At 71.4% G+C, this 18,595-nt stretch carries 15 protein-coding genes; all 15 read right to left on the reverse strand.

Annotated features, from left to right (window positions below; genetic code table 11):
• Positions 1-5 precede the first annotated feature (5 nt).
• Positions 6-269, reverse strand: a complete 264-nt coding sequence (locus MTQ12_RS05610; RefSeq protein WP_137319801.1) for a phosphoribosyl-ATP diphosphatase — start codon at positions 267-269, stop codon at positions 6-8.
• Positions 270-342: 73 nt separating this feature from the next.
• On the reverse strand, positions 343-1,005 hold the full coding sequence (locus MTQ12_RS05615; protein ID WP_137319802.1) for a nicotinamide mononucleotide transporter family protein: 663 nt from the start codon (positions 1,003-1,005) through the stop codon (positions 343-345).
• A gap of 14 nt (positions 1,006-1,019) precedes the next feature.
• Positions 1,020-1,682 (reverse strand): ribulose-phosphate 3-epimerase, encoded by a 663-nt coding sequence (rpe, locus tag MTQ12_RS05620; protein ID WP_247424879.1) that lies wholly within the window; start codon positions 1,680-1,682, stop codon positions 1,020-1,022.
• A gap of 9 nt (positions 1,683-1,691) precedes the next feature.
• Entirely contained in the window at positions 1,692-3,047 is a 1,356-nt protein-coding gene (locus MTQ12_RS05625) for a transcription antitermination factor NusB (RefSeq protein ID WP_282599196.1), read from the reverse strand.
• Between the two features lie 242 nt (positions 3,048-3,289).
• On the reverse strand, positions 3,290-4,354 hold the full coding sequence (locus MTQ12_RS05630) for a methionyl-tRNA formyltransferase (RefSeq protein ID WP_247424886.1): 1,065 nt from the start codon (positions 4,352-4,354) through the stop codon (positions 3,290-3,292).
• 89 nt (positions 4,355-4,443) lie between these two features.
• Positions 4,444-5,193, reverse strand: coding sequence for a M23 family metallopeptidase (locus MTQ12_RS05635; RefSeq protein ID WP_348983846.1), 750 nt, complete (start codon positions 5,191-5,193; stop codon positions 4,444-4,446).
• A 263-nt stretch (positions 5,194-5,456) separates the two neighbouring features.
• Positions 5,457-7,703: an HNH endonuclease signature motif containing protein gene (locus MTQ12_RS05640; protein ID WP_247424889.1), complete on the reverse strand. Its 2,247-nt coding sequence runs from the start codon at positions 7,701-7,703 to the stop codon at positions 5,457-5,459.
• An 815-nt stretch (positions 7,704-8,518) separates the two neighbouring features.
• The gene (locus MTQ12_RS05645) at positions 8,519-10,651 is read right to left on the reverse strand and encodes a primosomal protein N' (protein WP_247424892.1); all 2,133 of its coding nucleotides are present in this window, start codon (positions 10,649-10,651) and stop codon (positions 8,519-8,521) included.
• 7 nt (positions 10,652-10,658) lie between these two features.
• On the reverse strand, positions 10,659-11,861 hold the full coding sequence (gene metK / locus MTQ12_RS05650; RefSeq protein WP_247424895.1) for a methionine adenosyltransferase: 1,203 nt from the start codon (positions 11,859-11,861) through the stop codon (positions 10,659-10,661).
• A 9-nt stretch (positions 11,862-11,870) separates the two neighbouring features.
• Complete coding sequence (gene coaBC / locus MTQ12_RS05655) at positions 11,871-13,139, reverse strand: bifunctional phosphopantothenoylcysteine decarboxylase/phosphopantothenate--cysteine ligase CoaBC (protein WP_247424898.1); 1,269 nt, start codon at positions 13,137-13,139, stop codon at positions 11,871-11,873.
• The gene (gene rpoZ, locus MTQ12_RS05660) at positions 13,136-13,453 is read right to left on the reverse strand and encodes a DNA-directed RNA polymerase subunit omega (protein ID WP_247424901.1); all 318 of its coding nucleotides are present in this window, start codon (positions 13,451-13,453) and stop codon (positions 13,136-13,138) included. The genes coaBC and rpoZ overlap by 4 nt, the downstream gene beginning before the upstream one ends.
• Positions 13,454-14,065 carry a guanylate kinase gene (gene gmk, locus MTQ12_RS05665; protein WP_137319811.1) on the reverse strand — a complete coding sequence of 204 codons (612 nt, stop codon included), beginning with the start codon at positions 14,063-14,065 and terminating at the stop codon, positions 13,454-13,456. It lies immediately after the preceding gene.
• Positions 14,062-14,379 (reverse strand): integration host factor, actinobacterial type, encoded by a 318-nt coding sequence (gene mihF, locus MTQ12_RS05670; protein ID WP_137319812.1) that lies wholly within the window; start codon positions 14,377-14,379, stop codon positions 14,062-14,064. The genes gmk and mihF overlap by 4 nt, the downstream gene beginning before the upstream one ends.
• Positions 14,380-14,424: 45 nt before the next feature.
• Positions 14,425-15,318 carry an orotidine-5'-phosphate decarboxylase gene (gene pyrF / locus MTQ12_RS05675; protein WP_247424904.1) on the reverse strand — a complete coding sequence of 298 codons (894 nt, stop codon included), beginning with the start codon at positions 15,316-15,318 and terminating at the stop codon, positions 14,425-14,427.
• A complete protein-coding gene (gene carB, locus MTQ12_RS05680) occupies positions 15,315-18,587 on the reverse strand; it encodes a carbamoyl-phosphate synthase large subunit (RefSeq protein ID WP_247424907.1) in 3,273 nt (1,090 codons plus the stop codon). Before carB ends, pyrF begins: the two co-directional genes overlap by 4 nt.
• Positions 18,588-18,595: the final 8 nt, after the last annotated feature.

Here is an 18,595-nt window from a genome sequence, read left to right on the forward strand (position 1 = left end):
GGGATTCAGAGCTTGCGGTAGACGTCGTCGAGCGTGAGGCCGCGGGCGATCATCATGACCTGGAGGTGGTAGAGGGCCTGCGAGATCTCCTCGGCGAGCTCCTCGTCGGTCTGGTACTCGGCGGCCATCCACACCTCGGCGGCCTCCTCGACGACCTTCTTGCCGATCGCGTGGACCCCGGCGTCGAGCTCGGCGACGGTGGCGGATCCGGCCGGTCGGGCGGCGGCCTTGGCGGTGAGTTCGGCGAACAGCTCTTCGAAGGTCTTCACGGTGTCCCAGCCTAGTGCATGGGCGGGCGCGCGCCAGGGCCCGTCCGCACCTCGGGAACGTGACCTCGCTCGCTCAATCGGGGCGGCCGGTCACCGTCTGGGACTGTGCGATCGGCGAGGAGATCGTCTGCCGGGAGCGCTTCGCCCAGTCGATGATCCCGACGACCACCATGATGAGGAAGATGAAGTAGACGATGCCGGAGAAGGCCAGCCCGCCCATGATCGCCAGCGGGATGCCGACGAGGTCGACGGCGAGCCAGACGAACCAGAACTCGACGATCGCGCGGCCCTGGGCGTACATCGCGACGAGCGAGCCGACGAAGATGTAGGCGTCCGGGTAGGGGTTCCACGACCAGCCGCCGGCGGAGAGCACCGCGCCGAAGGCGACGGTGCCGACGAGCAGCGCGAGGACGAGGAGGATCCGCTCCTTCCACGTCGCCCAACGGACCTGGATCTCACCGGTCTGCTCACGCGAGCGCTTCCACTGGCTCCAGCCCCAGATCGCGGCGACGATGATGACGACCTGGCGGGAGGCGTTGCCGCCGAGACCGGCGGAGACGCTCGCGGAGAACAGGAGGATCGAGCCGAGGATCTGCACCGGCCAGGACAGGATGTTCCGGCGCAGCGCGAGGAACACCGTGGCGAGCGCACAGATGTTGCCGAGGAAGTCCGACCACGGGACGGGATTGCCCAGCAGCTCGAAGATCGGCGTGTTGAGCCAGGTGAAGATCTCCATGGAATCCCCTCGGGTCAGTGCGCGTGGGCGGCGGCGCGGGTGCGGAGCTCGTCGATGGCGGCGGCCGGGCTGTCCGCGCCGTAGACGGCCGAGCCGGCGACGAGCACGTTCGCGCCGGCGTCGACGACGCGGTCGACGGTCGCGGCGGACACTCCCCCGTCGACCTGGAGGAGGATGTCGAGGCCGGAGGCGCTGATCGCCTCGCGGGTGCGGCGGATCTTCGGCAGGCACACGTCGAGGAAGGACTGGCCGCCGAACCCGGGCTCGACGGTCATGATGAGGATCTGGTCGAACTCGCCGAGGAGGTCGACGTAGGGCTCGATCGGGGTCGCCGGCTTGAGGGCGAGGCTCGCCTTCGCGCCGAGGCGCCGGATCTCCCGGGCCAGCCGGACCGGGGCGGCGGCGGCCTCGGCGTGGAAGGTCACCGAGGCGCAGCCGAGCTCCGCGTAGACGGGTGCGTGGCGGTCGGCGTCGGCGATCATGAGGTGCGCGTCGAGCGGGATCGGGGACACGGCGCGGATCCGCTCGACCACCGGCGGGCCGAAGGTGAGGTTCGGCACGAAGTGGTTGTCCATGACGTCGACGTGGGCCATGTCGGCGTTCGCGATCGCGGCGAGCTCGCCGCGCAGGTCGGCGAAGTCGCAGGACAGGATGCTCGGATTGATGTGGATGGTCACGGGGGAATCCTACTTCTTCCGCATCAGGGCGAGGAACATGCCGTCGGTTCCGTGGACGTCGGGCCACAGCTGCGCGCAGCGGCCCCCGGCCACCGGTGCGGAGGCGAACTCCTCGGCCGGGCGGCCGGTGACCTCGGCGAGCACCTGGGCGGCGTCGAGCATCTCGACGGCGGAGGACTCCGCGGCGGCGAGCTCTTCGACGACGAGCAGGGTCTCGACGTGGTGGGGCGAGCAGGTGGTGTAGGCGATGACGCCGCCGGGCATCGCGGCGCTGATCGCGGCGGCGAGGAGCTCGCGCTGGATGGGCCCGAGGGTGTTGACGTCCTTCGGGGTGCGGCGCCAGCGGGCCTCGGGCCGGCGGCGCAGCGCACCGAGGCCGGAGCAGGGCACGTCGACGAGGACGCGGGTGAACTGCTCGGCGTGGTCGGTGCCGAACTCGCGCCCGTCGGCGGCGAACACCTCGACGACCTCGGGCAGTGCCCGGGTCGAGTCCTCGACGAGGTCGGCCCGGTGGTCGGAGGTGTCGACGGCGATGACACGATCACCGGTGCCCGCGGCGACCGCGCCGAGCACGGCGGTCTTGCCACCGGGTCCGGCGCACAGGTCGAGCCACGCCCCGGCGGGCGCCTCGGGCCGGGTGAGTGCGAGGGCGACGAGCTGGGAGCCTTCGTCCTGCACCCGGGCGGTGCCCTCGCGCACCTCGGGCACGTCGAGCGGGGCGCCGTGGTCGAGGTGCACGCCGAGGGGCGAGAGCGGGGTCGGGGTGCCGACCCGGTCGGCGACGTCGGCGCGGTCGGCGAGGCCGGGCAGGACGCTCAGGCAGACCTTGGCCGGGGCGTTGTCGGCATCGAGCACCGCGCGCAGCTCACCGGCGTCGCGGCCGTGGGCGACGAGCGCCTGGCGCAGGGCACGGATGATCCAGGCCGGGTGGGAGGTCGCGATCTCGAGCTCCCGGGTGGGATCGACGTCCGCGGTGACGGTGTCGAGCCATTCCTCGCGGGTGCGCTCGGAGATGCGCCGGAGGACGGCGTTGACGAATCCGCCGGCCCGGGCGTCGTGGTGGGCCTTGACGACGCCGACGGTCTCGGACACCGCGGCGTGGTCGGCGACGCGCATATTCAGCAGCTGGTGGGCGCCCATCCGCATCGCGGCGCGCACGGGCGGGTCGATGTCGGCGGCGGGGCGGCCCGCGGCGACGGTGATGATCGCGTCGTAGAGTCCGATGCCGCGCAGCGTGCCGTAGGTCAGCTCGGTGGCGAGGGCGGCGTCGGGGCCGGTGAGGCGGGTGCGGGCGAGTTTGCCGGGCAGCAGGAGGTTGGCGTAGGCATCCTCGAGCTCGACGTCGCGCAGCACCTCCCAGGCCAGGGTCCGCGGGAGGTCGGCGCGCGGCGGGCGCGGCTGACGGGGCCCCCGACGGTCGTGGTCGCGGGGCCCTGAGCCCCGGCGGTCGTGGTGGTGGGGGCCTGAGTCACGAGGGCCGGAGGTGCGGCGATCGTGGCGCGGCCGATCATCCCCCTGCCTGTCACGGGGCTGCCGGTCGTCTCGCTGCCGGTCGCGGGGCTGAGGGTCGTGGTGCTGCCGGTCGTGGTTCTTGGACTCGTCCGATGTCACGGGGTCTCCTCGAGGTCGAAGTCGATGTCGCCGTGGCCGCGATGGAAGTCGAGCGCGGACATGCGGGGCTTGCCGAAGGGTTGGATCCCGATGACGGACACGGCGCCGTCGCCGGTGCCGATGATGACGGCGTCACCGCGCCGGGTCAGCCGGCCGGGCGGGAGGTCAGCCGAGGGGCCTGCCGGAGCCCCCGGCCGAGGATCCGTCCGGGGATCTGTCGGAGGTTCGGTCTGAGGGTCCGTCGGAGAGCCCGTCTGGGGGTCCGTCGGAGGCGCAGTCCGGGGGTCCGTGGGGGCGGTGTGATCGGAGCTGCCGCTGCGGTGGACCTGGACGCCGAAGAGCTTGGTCCGCTTCCCGTCGATGAGAGCCCAGGCGCCGGGCTGCGGGGTGACTCCGCGGGCGCGGGCGGACACCTCGGGCGCGGAGGCGCGGAAGTCGAGGCGCGCCTCGTCCGGGGTGATCTTGTCCGCGTGGGAGGACTCCCCCGCCTGCGGCCGGTAGTCCGCGGTGCCGGCGGCGACGGCGTCGAGCGCGGCGACGAGCACGGGTGCACCGCGCTCGGCGTAGTCGTCGAGGACAGCGCCGGCGTCGGCCTCCGGGAGCTCGAAGGCGGCCTGGGCGACGACGTCTCCGGTGTCCATGCCGGTGTCGATCCGGAACACGGTGACACCGGAGCCGGTCTGCCGGGCCATGATCGCGCGCTGCACGGGTGCCGCACCCCGCCAGGCCGGGAGCAGGGAGAAGTGGAGGTTGAACCAGCCGTGGGCGGCCGCGGCGAGGGCGCGTGGGCCCGCGATCGCGCCGTAGGCGACCACGGCGACGGCGTCCGGGGCGAGGGATTCGATCTCGGTGAGGATGTCGCCGCGCAGCCGGTCGGCCTCGAGGACCGGGATCCCGGCGGCCTGCGCGCGGACCTTGACCGGGCTGGGGGTGAGGACGCGCTTGCGGCCGACAGGCGCATCGGGCCGAGTGAGCACGGCGACGACCTCGTGCTCGGAGGCGAGCAGCGCCTCGAGGGAGGGCACGGCGACGTGGGGGGTTCCGGCGAAGATCAGTCTCACGAGGATCCAGTCTACGGCGCGGGGCGTGCGCGCCGGTACGGCAGTGCGATCGAGGTGCACCGGGGTGGGTCCGCCCGGTCACGACTGCGTCATCCGACTCCGTGCGCCAGCGGGACGTCGACGATCTCGCGGTTCCGCGGCAGGGATCCCCGGAAGGTCATCGGCACCGCGTTCGCGCCCTCGATGTGCGTGCCGTCGATCGCCTGGATGTGCAGATGGGGTTCAGTGCTGTTGCCCGAGTTCCCGCACCGGCCGATGAGCTCGCCGGCGCGCACGTGCTGCCCCGTCCGGACAGCAGCACTCCCCAGCTGCAGATGGCAGAGAGCGACGACGATGCCCCCGCGTTCGATGAACACGTGGTTCCCCGCAAGTGCCGTCCACCCCGCCGCGACTCGACGTGGCTGGGTCAGCGTATAGCCGATCGACGGCAGGCCGCGGTGAGCCCGATGGTCGGGCTCCGCATCATGCACCGCGACCACAGCACCATCGGCAGGGGCGAGGATCGGCCGACCGAAACCCGGGAAGCGCTCCGGGGGCTCCGGTCGGACGAGCCCGCTGAACGTGATCGGAGCAGTGCGCGAATCCTCCCCGACCGGCACGAAATCGATCGCATGCGATGTGGCGAACCGATGGGTGCCATGGCTGGGAATCCTGTCGGCCGGGCTGTTCTGGACGAGCCAGCGGCCGGAGAACGGATAGTCGAGATCGATGCCGGATGACATACAGGACTCCCTTTCGTGCGCCGCGACCGCTCCACATGCGTCGATAGATCCACGTGAGCCAATCGGCGCACGCGCGTTGACAGAGCCACGTTCGTCGACTGATCTGCTTGCATCCACAGCGGCGATCGTCTGCGGGGCCTCGGGAGTCGCACTGGGACAAGCCCTCACTCGATTCTCTCATCGTCGGAGCTCCGGTTCCAGGGGATCAGGCACTGGAAAGTGTCGTCGCCCGATCCATCCCGGAAGAGCGGCGGTGATCCGAGGGCGCTGTCCCCAGAAGAGCACTGTCTTTGGAGGGGCGGTGGCTCTCACAAGGGCTGTGGGTCTCTGATAGGTTGCGGGCCTCACATGGGCGGTGGCTCTCATAAGATCGGCGGGTCTCAGAAGGGCGGCGGGTCGTCGTCGGCGTGCCACCAGGGGTCACTGCCACCGGCGGGAGGACCGGTCGATGCTTCGCCCGCACTCCCGGTGTCGGTATCGTTTGCGAGTCGCTCGACCGCCGGCGTTCTCATCACCGATCCCCCAGCGGACCGATCTGCACTGGCCGATCTTCCGGTGACTGACCCTCCGGAGACCGACACACCCAGGACAGTCGCTCCGGAACCGGGCTCCGCGTGCGCTGCGCCACTGTTCCTGCGGTCGGGCTGGCAGTCTGTCGCAACGCCGGTGTGCGCGAGGCGATCGCTGTTCCTGCTGTTCGCAGTTGTGCTGTCGACGGACGCGGCGGGTTGCGGCCGGGTGGAATCCGGCCAGGGGTCGGCCGACTCGGTGTCATCGATATCAGACTGGGGCGCCTTCTCCCAGCACTCCCAGGGATCGATGACGACAGAAGCACGAGAGCTGCGCGACGCGGTGCCGTCCGGTTCGCGGTCCGGCGGGCCGTCATCAGGGTCACGCGGGGGTCCGCCATCGGGACGATCCGGTGGGTCGTCATCGGGGTCGTCCGGTGTTCCGGTGCTCGGGCCGTCGGGTGGCCTCTCTTGGGATGTGCTCCGTGGCGGGTCGGGCTTGTCGGGGTTGGTCAGGCCGAGGAGGCGGCGGGTGATGCGCGCGGCTTCGCGATCGGCGGGCCTGTCGGCCGGTGTGGTGGTGTGGGTGATGCCGTGGGCGAATTGCCAGCAGATGAGTCCGTCGGCGGTGCGGTGCAGGCGCAGGATCCGTTCGGTCTTCATCTGGTGGTGCTGCTTGCACAGGGGGTGGAGGTTGTCGAAGTCCGTCCGCCCGCCACGAGCAGGAGCGGCGTGGTCGAAGGGGGTGATGTGGTCGGCCTCGCTGGTCTCGGCCCGCCGCGTGCAGCCCGGGGCGGTGCACCAGGCCCAGGTCTGGTTCAGCGTGGTGCGCATCCCGGCCGGCAGCGTGTAGGACTGCGCGATCTCGGGGCAGATGGCGCCGGTGGTGGGGTCGGTGAGGATGCGGATGAATTTCTCCGACCCGGCGGCGAGTCTGCGGGCGAGGTCGGCGGGGATGGGGGTGCCGTCGGACCAGGTGCCGGGCAGTGTGGCGTGTCCGGTGAGGGTGAGGAAGGGGACGGTGATGACGACGGTGGCCTGTCTGCGCAGCCAGTCCTGATTCGACGGACACGTCACCGTGACATGTTGCCGCACGCGCCCGTCCGGGCCTGCTTCACCTGCATCGGTATCACCGGTGGAGGGGAAGAGTCCTGGATTCGGATCTGCGGTACTCCCCTCAGCAGTGAACGCGCCTGCGTCCTGGCTGCAGGCGTCGTCGGAACCGGCGGTGTCGTTCGGGGTGGTGATCTCGACGTGGGTGCTCGGGGCGGTGGCGGTGAGGAGGTCGAACATCAGCTGCGGGATGGTGCGGTCGTCTGCGATCTGCGCCCCGGCCGGGAGCTGCTCACCGAACGTCGAGGCGTGGGCGGCCCGGATCGCGCGGGCGGTGGCCTCGAGGCGGCGGTGCAGGGCGTGCAGGGGCTCGAGGGGACCGGTGAGGAGTAGACGTCCTTCCCGGGCATCGCTGCGCCAGAAATCGACCCGCCGGTTCTCCCGCACTTGCTCCTCCTGCTCCTCGTCATCGGTGAGCATCCGGATGAGCTCGTTGACCGCCCGGCAATAGGCTTCCCACGACAGATCGGGACGCAGTGCGGTGATCCCCGCATCGAGCGCTGCGAGTTTCTCATCCCCGAGTCGGTGAGCGCGGCGGGCGGCGTACTGCAGGCGTTCGTAGCGCAGGATTCCGGTGGTGGCGCGGTCGTGGCAGGCCCGCAGGCTGAACGTCGCGATGAGTGCTTCGCGGGCGGCGGTGTAGGCGCGTGTGATGGTGGTGTCGAGGACCGCGGCGAGACAGGTGAGGTGTTCGCCGGTGACGCGTTCGAGCACCCAGTGGGCGAGCGACCCATCGGCAGGCAGGCCGTAGCGGTCCCGCCCGCACCCCGGGCAGCCGGTTCCGGTGCAGGTGGTGCAGTCGGGGGTGGGGGTGAGGTCGAGGCATTCCTCGATGATGGTATCGGCGATGAGCTGCATCCGGGCGAGCATCACCCGATCATGGGCGGCCACCGAGTCCCGCAGCCGAATGAGTGCAGGACGCTCTCCGAAGGGGTGACCGGCAGGGTCGCGGGGATCGGGGTCGCCGGGGTCGGTGCTGTCGGGGTGGACGGTGGGTGCGGTCATCGGAGGTCACCTCCTTCGGGGACGGGTGTCGGGAATCGATCGGGGAACGGGTACGGGACAGTGGATACTGGGGTTTGGTCGGGTGTGCTGTGCGAGTGGTTCCAGGCTATCGGGACCCACGGACACAGAATGGGCTGAAAGCGTCGAAAAGCCGTGTTATCCACAGGGTGTTCGATATTAATCTGAATATTCTTTCGCCTGCATCATCGATTGTGGAAACCCATTCCACTCTGCGCAGGGACGCCGCTAGAAATGAAGGGTCAGATTGCGAGGCGAGCAATCCGACAGCCACAGATGGACCCTGCCGGATCCGACCGCACGGATCGGCTCCATGACACAGCCCCGGACGACTCCCCCGATACGAGGACAGCTCTGCCCGGTTCACGGCGCCCCCGGCACCACGACAGCCCGACCCAGCGCGCGAGCCCCATGACTGGAGATATCCAGAGAACGTACGCGACTCCCCGGCTTCCCGAAACCGCGAGCAACTGCGGGCAATATCTCCGGTCGGCCCAAACACAGCCCCGGACGACTCCCCCGACCTGAGGACACCTCGGTCCGGTTCATGGTTCCCGGGCCTCACGGTTCCCCGACTCGTCACCCGGCCGAGACCGCCGAGCGGCACAGGCACCGGCAGGCGCATTCAGTCAGTCTCCCCACCCGGTGACTCAAGACAGCGCCTCACGGTGACGCTCGAAGATGGCGACTCGAGCGGGCGCCTCAAGGTGGCAGTTCGAACTGGCAGCTCGAACCGGCGACTCGAGCCGCCGCGCCTCAAGCCGCCGCGCCTCGGACCCAGCGCGCCCGCCCCGCGCCTACAGCGCGTCGGGGTCGTCGACGCGGACCGCGACGATGTCGGCTCCGCGCATCGACCGCGATGCGACCTCTGCGGCGAGGCGCGTCGTCACTGCGCGGCCGTCGGCGATCGTGAAGCCCACGACGACCGAGTACGGCTCGTCCTCCGCGATGAGCTCGCGCACCTCGGCGGTCTCCCGCAGCACCGCGATGACCTCTCCCACGGCCTCGCGCCCGCCGCTGATCGTCACCGTCCGCGCCGCCGGCGGCAGCCCGAGCGCGGCCCGGTCCGCGGACTGCTCCGCCGCCCACGGGATGGGCTCGAACCGGCTCACCACACGCTGCACCGCCTCGTCCTCGTCGAGCAGCAGCACCCGGCCACCCGCGGAGTGCGATCGCACGAGCGAGGCACCGCGCAGGCGACGCGCGATCGCCTGCTCCGTCGAACGGAGCCCCGGCCCCGGCCACAGCGTGTCGAGCAGCAGCGCCGAGGCGTACCCGCCTTCGACATAGGGCTCCGCACCGGTCGTCGCGACGACGATGCTCGGCTCCGGATCCACCGCGCCGAGCACCCGGTCACCGCCGGACCGGACGATGAGTGCGCCCGGGAACGCCCTTCCGAGCTCCTCGTACACCTTGTCGAGCCCGCTCACCACCGAGCGCACGGCGGTCGCGGAGCACTCCCGGCACGTCACCGAATCGGCCCGGTACCCGCATCGCCGGCACGCGAAGGGGCCCAGGATCGAGGCGGCGGTGAGCTTCGACTCGCACTGCGGACAGCGGGTCACCGTCCGACAGCGGGCGCACGCGATGACCGGCAGATAGCCCGCACGCGGCACCTGGACGAGCACCGCACCCGGCGCCGACGGCGCCCGGCGCGAGCGGCCGAGCGCATCGCGGACGAGCTCGAAGGCACGAGGCGGGAGGCGGCCGGCGGAGCCCGGGTCGCCGTCGGGGTCGGGCACGAACACGAGCGGAGCCGCCTGCCGACGGAGCTCGCGCGGGGCCACGATGTCCCCCACCCAGCCGGAGTGGACGAGGTGCTGTGTCTCCACGCTCCGCCCGTAGTCGAGGAGCAGCAGCGCGGACCCCTCGAGCTGCACCCGGGTGAGGAGCACCTCACGGGCGTGCGGGTAGGGCGCGCGCTGCTCGAGGTAGGAGCCGTCGGCGTCGTCGAAGCAGATGACGAGTCCCGGGTCCGGCAGCGGCGCGAAGGCCGCGGCCCGGGTGCCGATGACGAGGCGCGCGCGCCCGGTGAGTGCGGACACCCACGCGTCCCAGCGCTCCTCCTGACCCTGGTCCGCCGAGAGCCGGACCGTGACCGGGGCGAGGTCGCCGAGGCGCGCCTCGAGCGCGGCGAGCTCCCGGTGGTCGGGCACGAGCCAGAGCACGCTGCGCCCTGCGGCGAGGACGGGAGCGGCGGCCCGCAGGCCGAGGTGGATCCATCCGGTGCCGGGATCGTTGCCGGGCAGCACGGCGCAGGCGGCGCGCGGCCCGCGCACCGCACCCGCATCACCATCCGTACCCGCGTCATCCTCCGGGCCCGGCTCCGCGGCCCAGGATTCGAGCGCGGCGAGGTAGTCGTGGAAGGCCGGCGGCTCGTCGGCGCGCGGGGTGACCTCCCCGGCCACCTGGACGAGCGCGGGCTCCGAGAGCAGGCGCTCGGGCCGGCCGAGCGCGCGCTTCTCTGCACGGGCGTGGCGCGGCGGGATCGCGAGCCGCAGCACATCGGGCAACGTCCCGGCGTACCGGTCCGCGATCGCCCGGCACAGCGTCAGCAGAGACGGGGTGAGGACGGGCAGCGGGGAGGTCACGCGTTCGAGCGCGGCGAGCTCGCCGACGTGCTCGGTGACCTCACGCCGTTCGAGGATGAAGCCCGAGGTCAGCCGCCCGGCGAAGCGCACCCGCACCCGCACGCCGGGCTGCGCGGTCGCGTCGAGCTTCGCGGGCACCGCGTAGTCGAAGGGCCGGGCGAGGTGCGGCAGCTGGGTCTCGACGAGGACGGCGGCGACGGGCAGGCCGTCGGCCGGGGTGATGCCGCCGCGCACCCGCAGGACTCCCCCGAGCCCGTCGCCCTCGGGCACCGGTGCGAGGGCTGAGCCGGTCGGCGCCTCGAAGAGTCCCGGGGCCGCGTCGCGCGGATCGCCGCTCATCGGGAGATCAGCTCACCTCGCGGCGCAGCGCCTCGGCGCGGTCGGTCCTCTCCCACGTGAAGGTGTCCTCGGTCCGGCCGAAGTGGCCGTAGGTCGAGGTCGCGGAGTAGATCGGGCGCCGCAGGTCGAGCGCCTCGATGATCTTCGCGGGACGGAGGTCGAACACGCTGCGGATCGCTGCGGCGATCTTCTCCGGGTCCACGGTCTCCGTGCCGAAGGTCTCGACGTAGAGGCCCACCGGCCGGGAGGAGCCGATCGCGTAGGCGACCTGGACCTCGGCGCGGTCGGCGAGTCCGGCCGCGACGACGTTCCTCGCCACCCAGCGCATCGCGTAGGCGCCCGAGCGGTCGACCTTCGAGGGGTCCTTGCCGGAGAAGGCGCCGCCGCCGTGGCGGGAGAAGCCGCCGTAGGTGTCGACGATGATCTTGCGTCCGGTGAGACCGGCGTCGCCCATCGGCCCGCCCACGACGAAGGGTCCGGCGGGGTTGATGAAGTATTCGGTGCCGGAGGTGTCGAGACCGCGCTCGGCGAGCACCGGGTCGACGACCGTGCGGCGGATGTCGGTTTCGAGCTGGTGGGCGCCCACGGCGGCATCGTGCTGGGTGGAGACGACGATCGCCTCGATGCTCACCGGCGTGTCGCCGTCGTAGCCGATCGTCACCTGCGTCTTGCCGTCGGGGCGCAGGTAGTCGAGCTCACCGGACTTCCGGACCGTGGTGAGGCGCTCCGAGAGCCGGTGGGCGAGGTGGATGGGCAACGGCATGAGGACGTCGGTGGAGTTGTCGGCATAGCCGAACATCAGCCCCTGGTCGCCCGCACCGAGCGCCGAGCCCTCGTCCTCGAGGTCGTGGGTGCCGCTGCGGTGCTCGAGCGAGGTCGTCACGCCGGAGCTGATATCGGCCGACTGCGAGCCGATCGACACCGACACGCCGCACGAGTGCCCGTCGAAGCCCTTGTCCGAGGAGTCGTAGCCGATCCCGGTGATGACCTCGCGCACGAGGTTCGCGACGTCGGCGTAGCCGCTCGTCGTCACCTCGCCGGCGACGTGGACGAGCCCCGTGGTGACGAGGGTCTCGACGGCCACCCGGGCGTGCGGGTCCTGGGACAGGAGGGAGTCGAGGACGGCATCGCTGATCTGGTCGCAGATCTTGTCGGGATGGCCCTCGGTCACGGATTCGGACGTGAATTGGCGCAGCGCTGAAGAAGTCACGCCCCCATCCTAGCGATCGAGGACGGACACGAGTCCGGAGATGACCTTCTGCGACACCTCGGCCTTGGTGCCCGAGGCGCGGGCCACCTCGGTGACCGTGTCGCCGGTGCGGGCGTAGAGGATCACCGAGTTCGACTCGGTGCCGAAGGCCTGCCCGGCGGACACGTCGTTGAGGACGAGCAGGTCGCAGCCCTTGCGGAGCAGCTTGGCGCGGGCGAGCTCCTCGATCCCGGCGTCCGGGGACCCGGTCTCCGCGGCGAAGCCGACGATGAGCTGGCCGGGGGTGCGGGTCCGTACGAGGCCGGCGAGGATGTCGGGGTTCTGCACGAGCTCGAGCCGCAGGCCGGCGTCGCCATCCTTCTTCATCTTGTGCGCGGCGACCTCGGCCGGCCGGTAGTCGGACACGGCGGCGCACATGATGACGACATCGGAGTCCGGCTGGGCGGCCTCGGCCGCGGCCTGGAGCTCCGCGGTGGTCTCGACGTGCTCGATGGTCACGGTTCCGGGAAGCTCGGCGATCACCTCGGCGGCGACGTTGGCCGCGATGAGGCGCACGCGGGCGCCGGACCGGGCCGCGGCGGCGGCGAGCGCCGCGCCCTGCTTGCCCGAGGACCGGTTGCCGAGGAAGCGGACGGGGTCGAGCGGTTCCCGGGTGCCACCGGCGGTGACGAGCACGTTCCGGCCGGCGAGCGCGGTGCCGGACTCCTCGCCCGAGGCGCCCTCTACCGCGGTGCTCTCCTTGACCGAGGTGCTCTCAGCATGGATCGCCAGCGCAGCGGCGACGATGTCGCCGGGCTCGGGCAGGCGCCCGGGGCCGGAGTCGGCGCCGGTGAGGCGGCCGCTCGCGGGGTCGATGACGTGCATCCCGCGGGAACGCAGGGTGGAGACGTTGTCGACGGTCGCCGGGTTCTGCCACATCTCGGTGTGCATCGCCGGGGCCGCGACGACGGGCGCGGTGGTGGTGAGGACGGTGGCGGTGAGGAGGTCGTCGGCGATCCCGGCCCGCAGCCGGGCGAGCAAGTCCGCGGTCGCCGGGGCGATGACGACGAGCTCGGCGTCCTGGCCGATGCGCACGTGCTCGACCTCGTCGACGCGGGTGAACACGTCTGTCGCCACGGGCTGCCCGCTCAGGGCCTCCCAGGTGGCGGCGCCGACGAACTCGAGCGCGGCCCGGGTGGGGACGACCCGCACCGTATGACCGCGCTCCCTGAGCTCGCGCACGACATGGCAGGCCTTGTAGGCCGCGATGCCGCCAGCGACGCCGAGGACGATCCTCACTGCTCGGGGAGCTCCTCGACCGGCATGCTGAAGTCCTCGACGACCGGCGGGGCGAAGTCGGACTCGCGGGGCTCGCGGATGAGGATCTTGCCCTCGTTGATCTCACGCAGCGCGATCGACAGGGGCTTCTCGTTGGGCTCGGGGGTCACCAGCGGGCCGACGTTCTCGAGCAGGCCCTCCTGGAGCTGCGCGTAGTACGCGTTGATCTGCCGGGCGCGGCGCGAGGCCTCGATGACGAGTTCGTACTTCGAATCGGTCACCGCCAGCAGATCGTCGATCGGCGGGTTGGTGATACCTTCGGGTTCTCCGGACACTCAGACTCCATTTGACTCGGGGCTGCCGACCGGTTCGGCGGAACCGTCGGCGGGGCTGTCGACCGACAGCCCCATCAATCCTACTAGGTCCTGCGCGGCAGCACGAACATCGTGGTTGACCACCGTGTGGTCGAACTCCGATTCGGCGGCGAGCTCGGCCTTCGCGGTCTCGAGCCGACGCGCCTGCTCCTCCGGGGTCTCGGTGCCGCGGCCGATGAGCCGGCGCACGAGCTCCGACCAGCTCGGCGGGGCGAGGAACACGAACCGCGCCTCGGGCAGCGCCTCCTTGACCTGGCGGGCCCCCTGCAGGTCGATCTCGAGCAGCGGGGCGTGCCCGCTCTCGAGTGCTTCCCGGACCGGCCCGGCCGGTGTGCCGTAGCGGTAGCGGCCGTGCACGGTCGCGTACTCGAGGAGCTCCCCGGCAGCGATCATCGCGTCGAACTCCTCCTCCGTCCGGAAGAGGTAGTGCACCCCGTCGACCTCGCCCGGACGGGCGGGCCGGGTGGTCGCCGAGACGGAGAACCAGACCTGTGGGAAGTGCTCGCGGATGTACGCGCTGACGGTGCCCTTGCCGACCGCGGTCGGCCCGGCGAGAACGGTGAGAGTGTTCACGAAGCTCCGAACTTCGCGAGCAGCGCGGCGCGCTGGTGGACCCCGAGGCCCTTGAGACGGCGGGAGGCGGCGATGCCGATCTCCTCCATCAGGGCGCTCGCGCGCCGGTCGCCGACGCCGGGCAGCGAGCGGAGCAGGTCGTGGACCTTCATCTTGCTCAGCGCCTCATCGGATCCGGCCCGGTCGAGCACGGCGGACAGCGTCGTCCGCCCCGCCTTGAGCTCGGTCTTGACCTCCGCGCGCGCCTGCCGCGCCTTGAACGCCTTGTCCAGGGCGGCCGCCCGCTGCTCCGGCGTCAATGGTTCGAGTGCCACGTCTACTCCTCGTCAAGAGAATGTTCCTTGCAGGGGAAGGTCTCCTCAGTCTAGACGCATCCGCTGCCGGAGCACATGGGTGATCTCGTCCATCGCTCCAGACAGGCCCGCCCGGTCCGGTCCGGCGGCGAGCACCGAGCGCGAGGCGCTGACGAGCACCCGGCCGGAGGTGAAGGAGTCGCCGAACACCGCCGCAAGATCCTCCGGCGTGCCGCCCTGCGCCCCGAAGCCGGGCGCGAGCACCGGGCAGGTGAGCTGTGCGGGGTCGATCCCAAGGGCCGGCATCGCGCCCCCGATCGTGGCGCCGATGACCACGCCGGCCCGCGGGGATCCGACTTCGGCGTTGAACTCCTCCACGCCGGCGATGACCTCCGCAGCGACCGGCCGGCCGGCCGGGGTGAGAGCGTGCTGGACCTGCGGGCCGTCGGGGTTCGAGGTGAGCGCGAGGACGAACACCCCGGTCCCGAACTCCCGGGCCGCGTCGAGCGCGGGGGCGAGCGAGCCGAAGCCGAGGTAGGGCGAGAGCGTCACGGCGTCCCCGCACAGCGGCGAGGCCGGGTCCATGTACGCCTGGGCGTAGCCGGCCATCGTCGAGCCGATGTCCCCGCGCTTGATGTCGAGCACGCTGAGGAGGTCCGCGGCGCGCGCGGCGGCGAGCACCTCCTCGAGAGCGGCCACACCGGCGGAGCCGAAACGCTCGTAGAACGCCGACTGCGGCTTGACGAGGCCCACTCGACCGGCGGCGGCCTCGATGACGGCGAGCGAGAAGGTGCGGGCGCCGTCCGCGGTGTCCGGCAGACCCCAGTCGGCGAGCAGCCCGGCGTGCGGGTCGATGCCCACGCACAGGGCCGAGGTGCGCACGGCCGCAGGCCAGGCGCGCCCGAAGTCCCGCGTGCCCGGCTCCGCGGTGACCGGCTCCCCCGGCTTCCGCTCGTTCATGCCCAGTCCTGCAGGGAGCGGACGTCGAACTTCTGCTGCTGCACCGACTCGATCGCGGTGACCGCTGCGGTGAACTCCGCGATCGTCGTGATGAGCGGGATCGAGGCGGATACGGCCGCGGCGCGGATCTCGTAGCCGTCGGCGCGCTCCTGCCGGCCGGAGGGGACGTTGACGACGAGGTCGATCCGCCGGTCGGCGATGTCGTCGAGGATCGTCCGCTCCCCGTCCGCGGCCTCGAAGAACTTCGGCAGCCGGGTCGCGGTGATGCCGTAGCGGGCGAGCACCGCGGCGGTCCCGCCGGTCGCCACGACGGTGAAGCCGAGGTCGACGAGCTGCTTGACCGGCAGCACGATCGAGCGCTTCTCCCGGTCGGCCACGGACACGAACACCGTGCCCGAGGTGGGCAGGCCGGCGTCGGCGGCGAGCTCCGCCTTGGCGAAGGCGACGGGGAAGGTGCGGTCGATGCCCATGACCTCGCCGGTCGAGCGCATCTCGGGGCCGAGGATCGAGTCGACGATCGCGCCGTCGACGGTACGGAAGCGGCGGAACGGGAGCACCGCCTCCTTGACCGCGATCGGGTGGTCGAGGTCGAGCCGGGAGCCGTCGCCGGCAGCGGCGAGCACCCCGCCGCGCAGGCTCTCGATGCTCCGGCCGACCGCGATGAGCGCGGCCGCCTTGGCGAGCGGGTGGCCCGTCGCCTTCGACACGAAGGGCACCGTGCGCGAGGCGCGCGGGTTGGCCTCGATGACGTGGAGGACGTCGGCGGCGATCGCGAACTGGATGTTGAGCAGTCCGCGCACCCCGGTGCCGCGGGCGATCGCGGCGGTCGCCTCACGGACCCGCTCGAGGACGTTCTCGCCGAGCGTGATCGAGGGCAGCACACAGGCGGAATCACCGGAGTGGATCCCGGCCTCCTCGATGTGCTCCATGATCCCGCCGACGTAGACCTCCTCGCCGTCGAACAGCGCGTCGACGTCGATCTCCACGGCGTCCTCGAGGAAGCGGTCGACGAGCACCGGGCGGTCGGCGGACACCTCGGTCGCGGTGGCCATGTAGTCGAACAGCTGGTCGGTGTCGTAGACGATCTGCATGCCGCGCCCGCCGAGCACGTAGGAGGGGCGGACGAGCACGGGGTAGCCGATCTCCGTGGCGATCCGCTGCGCCTCCTCGTTCGTCGTCGCGGTCCCGTGCTTGGGCGCGGTGAGCCCGGCGGCGGCGAGCACCCGGCCGAACTCGCCGCGGTCCTCGGCGAGGTCGATCGCCTCGGGCTGGGTGCCGAGCACCGGCACCCCGGCCTCCTTGAGTTGGTCGGCGAGGCCGAGCGGGGTCTGCCCGCCGAGCGTGCACACGACGCCGGCCACAGGCCCGGCGGCGAGCTCGGCGTGGTAGACCTCCATGACGTCCTCGAAGGTCAGCGGCTCGAAGTAGAGGCGGTCGGCGGTGTCGTAGTCGGTCGACACGGTCTCCGGGTTGCAGTTGACCATGATCGTCTCGTAGCCGGCCTCGGACAGCGCCATCGTGGCGTGGACGCACGAGTAGTCGAACTCGATGCCCTGCCCGATCCGGTTCGGCCCGGAGCCGAGGATGATCACGGCCTCGCGCTCGCGGGAGGACACCTCGGTCTCGAGGTCGTAGCTCGAGTAGTGGTACGGGGTGCGGGCGGCGAACTCGCCGGCGCAGGTGTCGACGGTCTTGAACACCGGGCGCAGGCCGAGCGCGTGCCGCAGCCCGGTGACGACCTGCTCGTCGAGGTGGCGCAGGAGGCCGATCTGCACGTCGGAGAAGCCGTGGTCCTTGGCGAGCCGGAGCACCTCCGCGGTGAGCTCGGGGGCACCGGCGACGGCGGCCGCGACCTCGTTGATGAGGGCGATCTGGTCGAGGAACCACGGGTCGATGTCGCACGCCTCGTGCACCTCGGCGACGCTCATCCCGGAGTTGAGCGCCCGCTGCACCGTCGCGAGGCGATCCGCGGTGGGGTGGCCGAGCGCGGCGCGGACCTCGGTGCGGACGTCCGGATCCGCGAGGTCGAACCGCTCCGCGAACTCGAAGGCGGAGCCCTTCTGCTCGAGGGAGCGCATCGCCTTCTGCAGCGCGGTGGTGAAGTTCCGGCCGAGCGCCATCGCCTCCCCGACGGACTTCATCGTCGTGGTGAGCGTGGGATCCGCGGCGGGGAACTTCTCGAACGCGAAGCGCGGGATCTTGACGACGACGTAGTCGAGGGCCGGCTCGAAGGACGCCGGGGTGACCTCGGTGATGTCGTTGGGGATCTCGTCGAGCGTGTAGCCCACCGCGAGCTTCGCGGCGATCTTGGCGATCGGGAAGCCGGTGGCCTTCGAGGCGAGCGCGGAGGAGCGCGACACGCGCGGGTTCATCTCGATGACGACGATGCGCCCGGTGTCGGGGTCGACGGCGTACTGGATATTGCAGCCGCCGGTGTCGACTCCGACCTCGCGGATGACGTCGATGCCGATGTCGCGCATCTTCTGGTACTCGACGTCGGTGAGCGTCATCGCCGGCGCCACGGTGATCGAGTCGCCGGTGTGCACGCCGACGGGGTCGACGTTCTCGATCGAGCAGATCACCACGACGTTGTCGTTGCGGTCGCGCATGAGCTCGAGCTCGTACTCCTTCCAGCCGAGGATGCTCTCCTCGAGGAGCACTTCGTGGGTGAGCGAGTCGCTCAGCCCGTCGCCGGCGATGCGGCGCAGGTCGGTCTCGTCGTAGGCCATGCCGGAGCCGAGCCCGCCCATGGTGAAGGACGGGCGCACGACCATCGGGTAGCCGAGCTGCTCGGCGGCGGCGAGGCAGTCGTCCATCGAGTGGGCGATGATCGAGCGCGCGACGTCCGCGCCGCAGCGCTCGACGACCTCCTTGAACTGCTGCCGGTCCTCGCCGCGCTGGATCGCGGCGACGTCGGCGCCGATGAGCTCGACGTCGTACTTCTCGAGGATCCCGGCCTCGTGGAGATTGATCGCGGCGTTGAGCGCGGTCTGCCCGCCGAGGGTGGGGAGGATCGCGTCCGGCTTCTCCTTGGCGATGATCGTCTCGATGACGCCGGGATCGATCGGCTCGACGTAGGTGGCGTCCGCGATCTCCGGGTCGGTCATGATCGTCGCCGGGTTGGAGTTGACGAGGATGACCCGCAGGCCCTCCTGCTTGAGCACGCGGCAGGCCTGGGTGCCGGAGTAGTCGAACTCGCAGGCCTGGCCGATGACGATGGGGCCGGAGCCGATGACGAGAACGGACGACAGGTCTTCTCTGATGGGCACTTCGGGTT

This window comes from Brevibacterium sp. R8603A2 (assembly GCF_023072605.1).
Lineage (GTDB): Bacteria > Actinomycetota > Actinomycetes > Actinomycetales > Brevibacteriaceae > Brevibacterium > Brevibacterium pityocampae.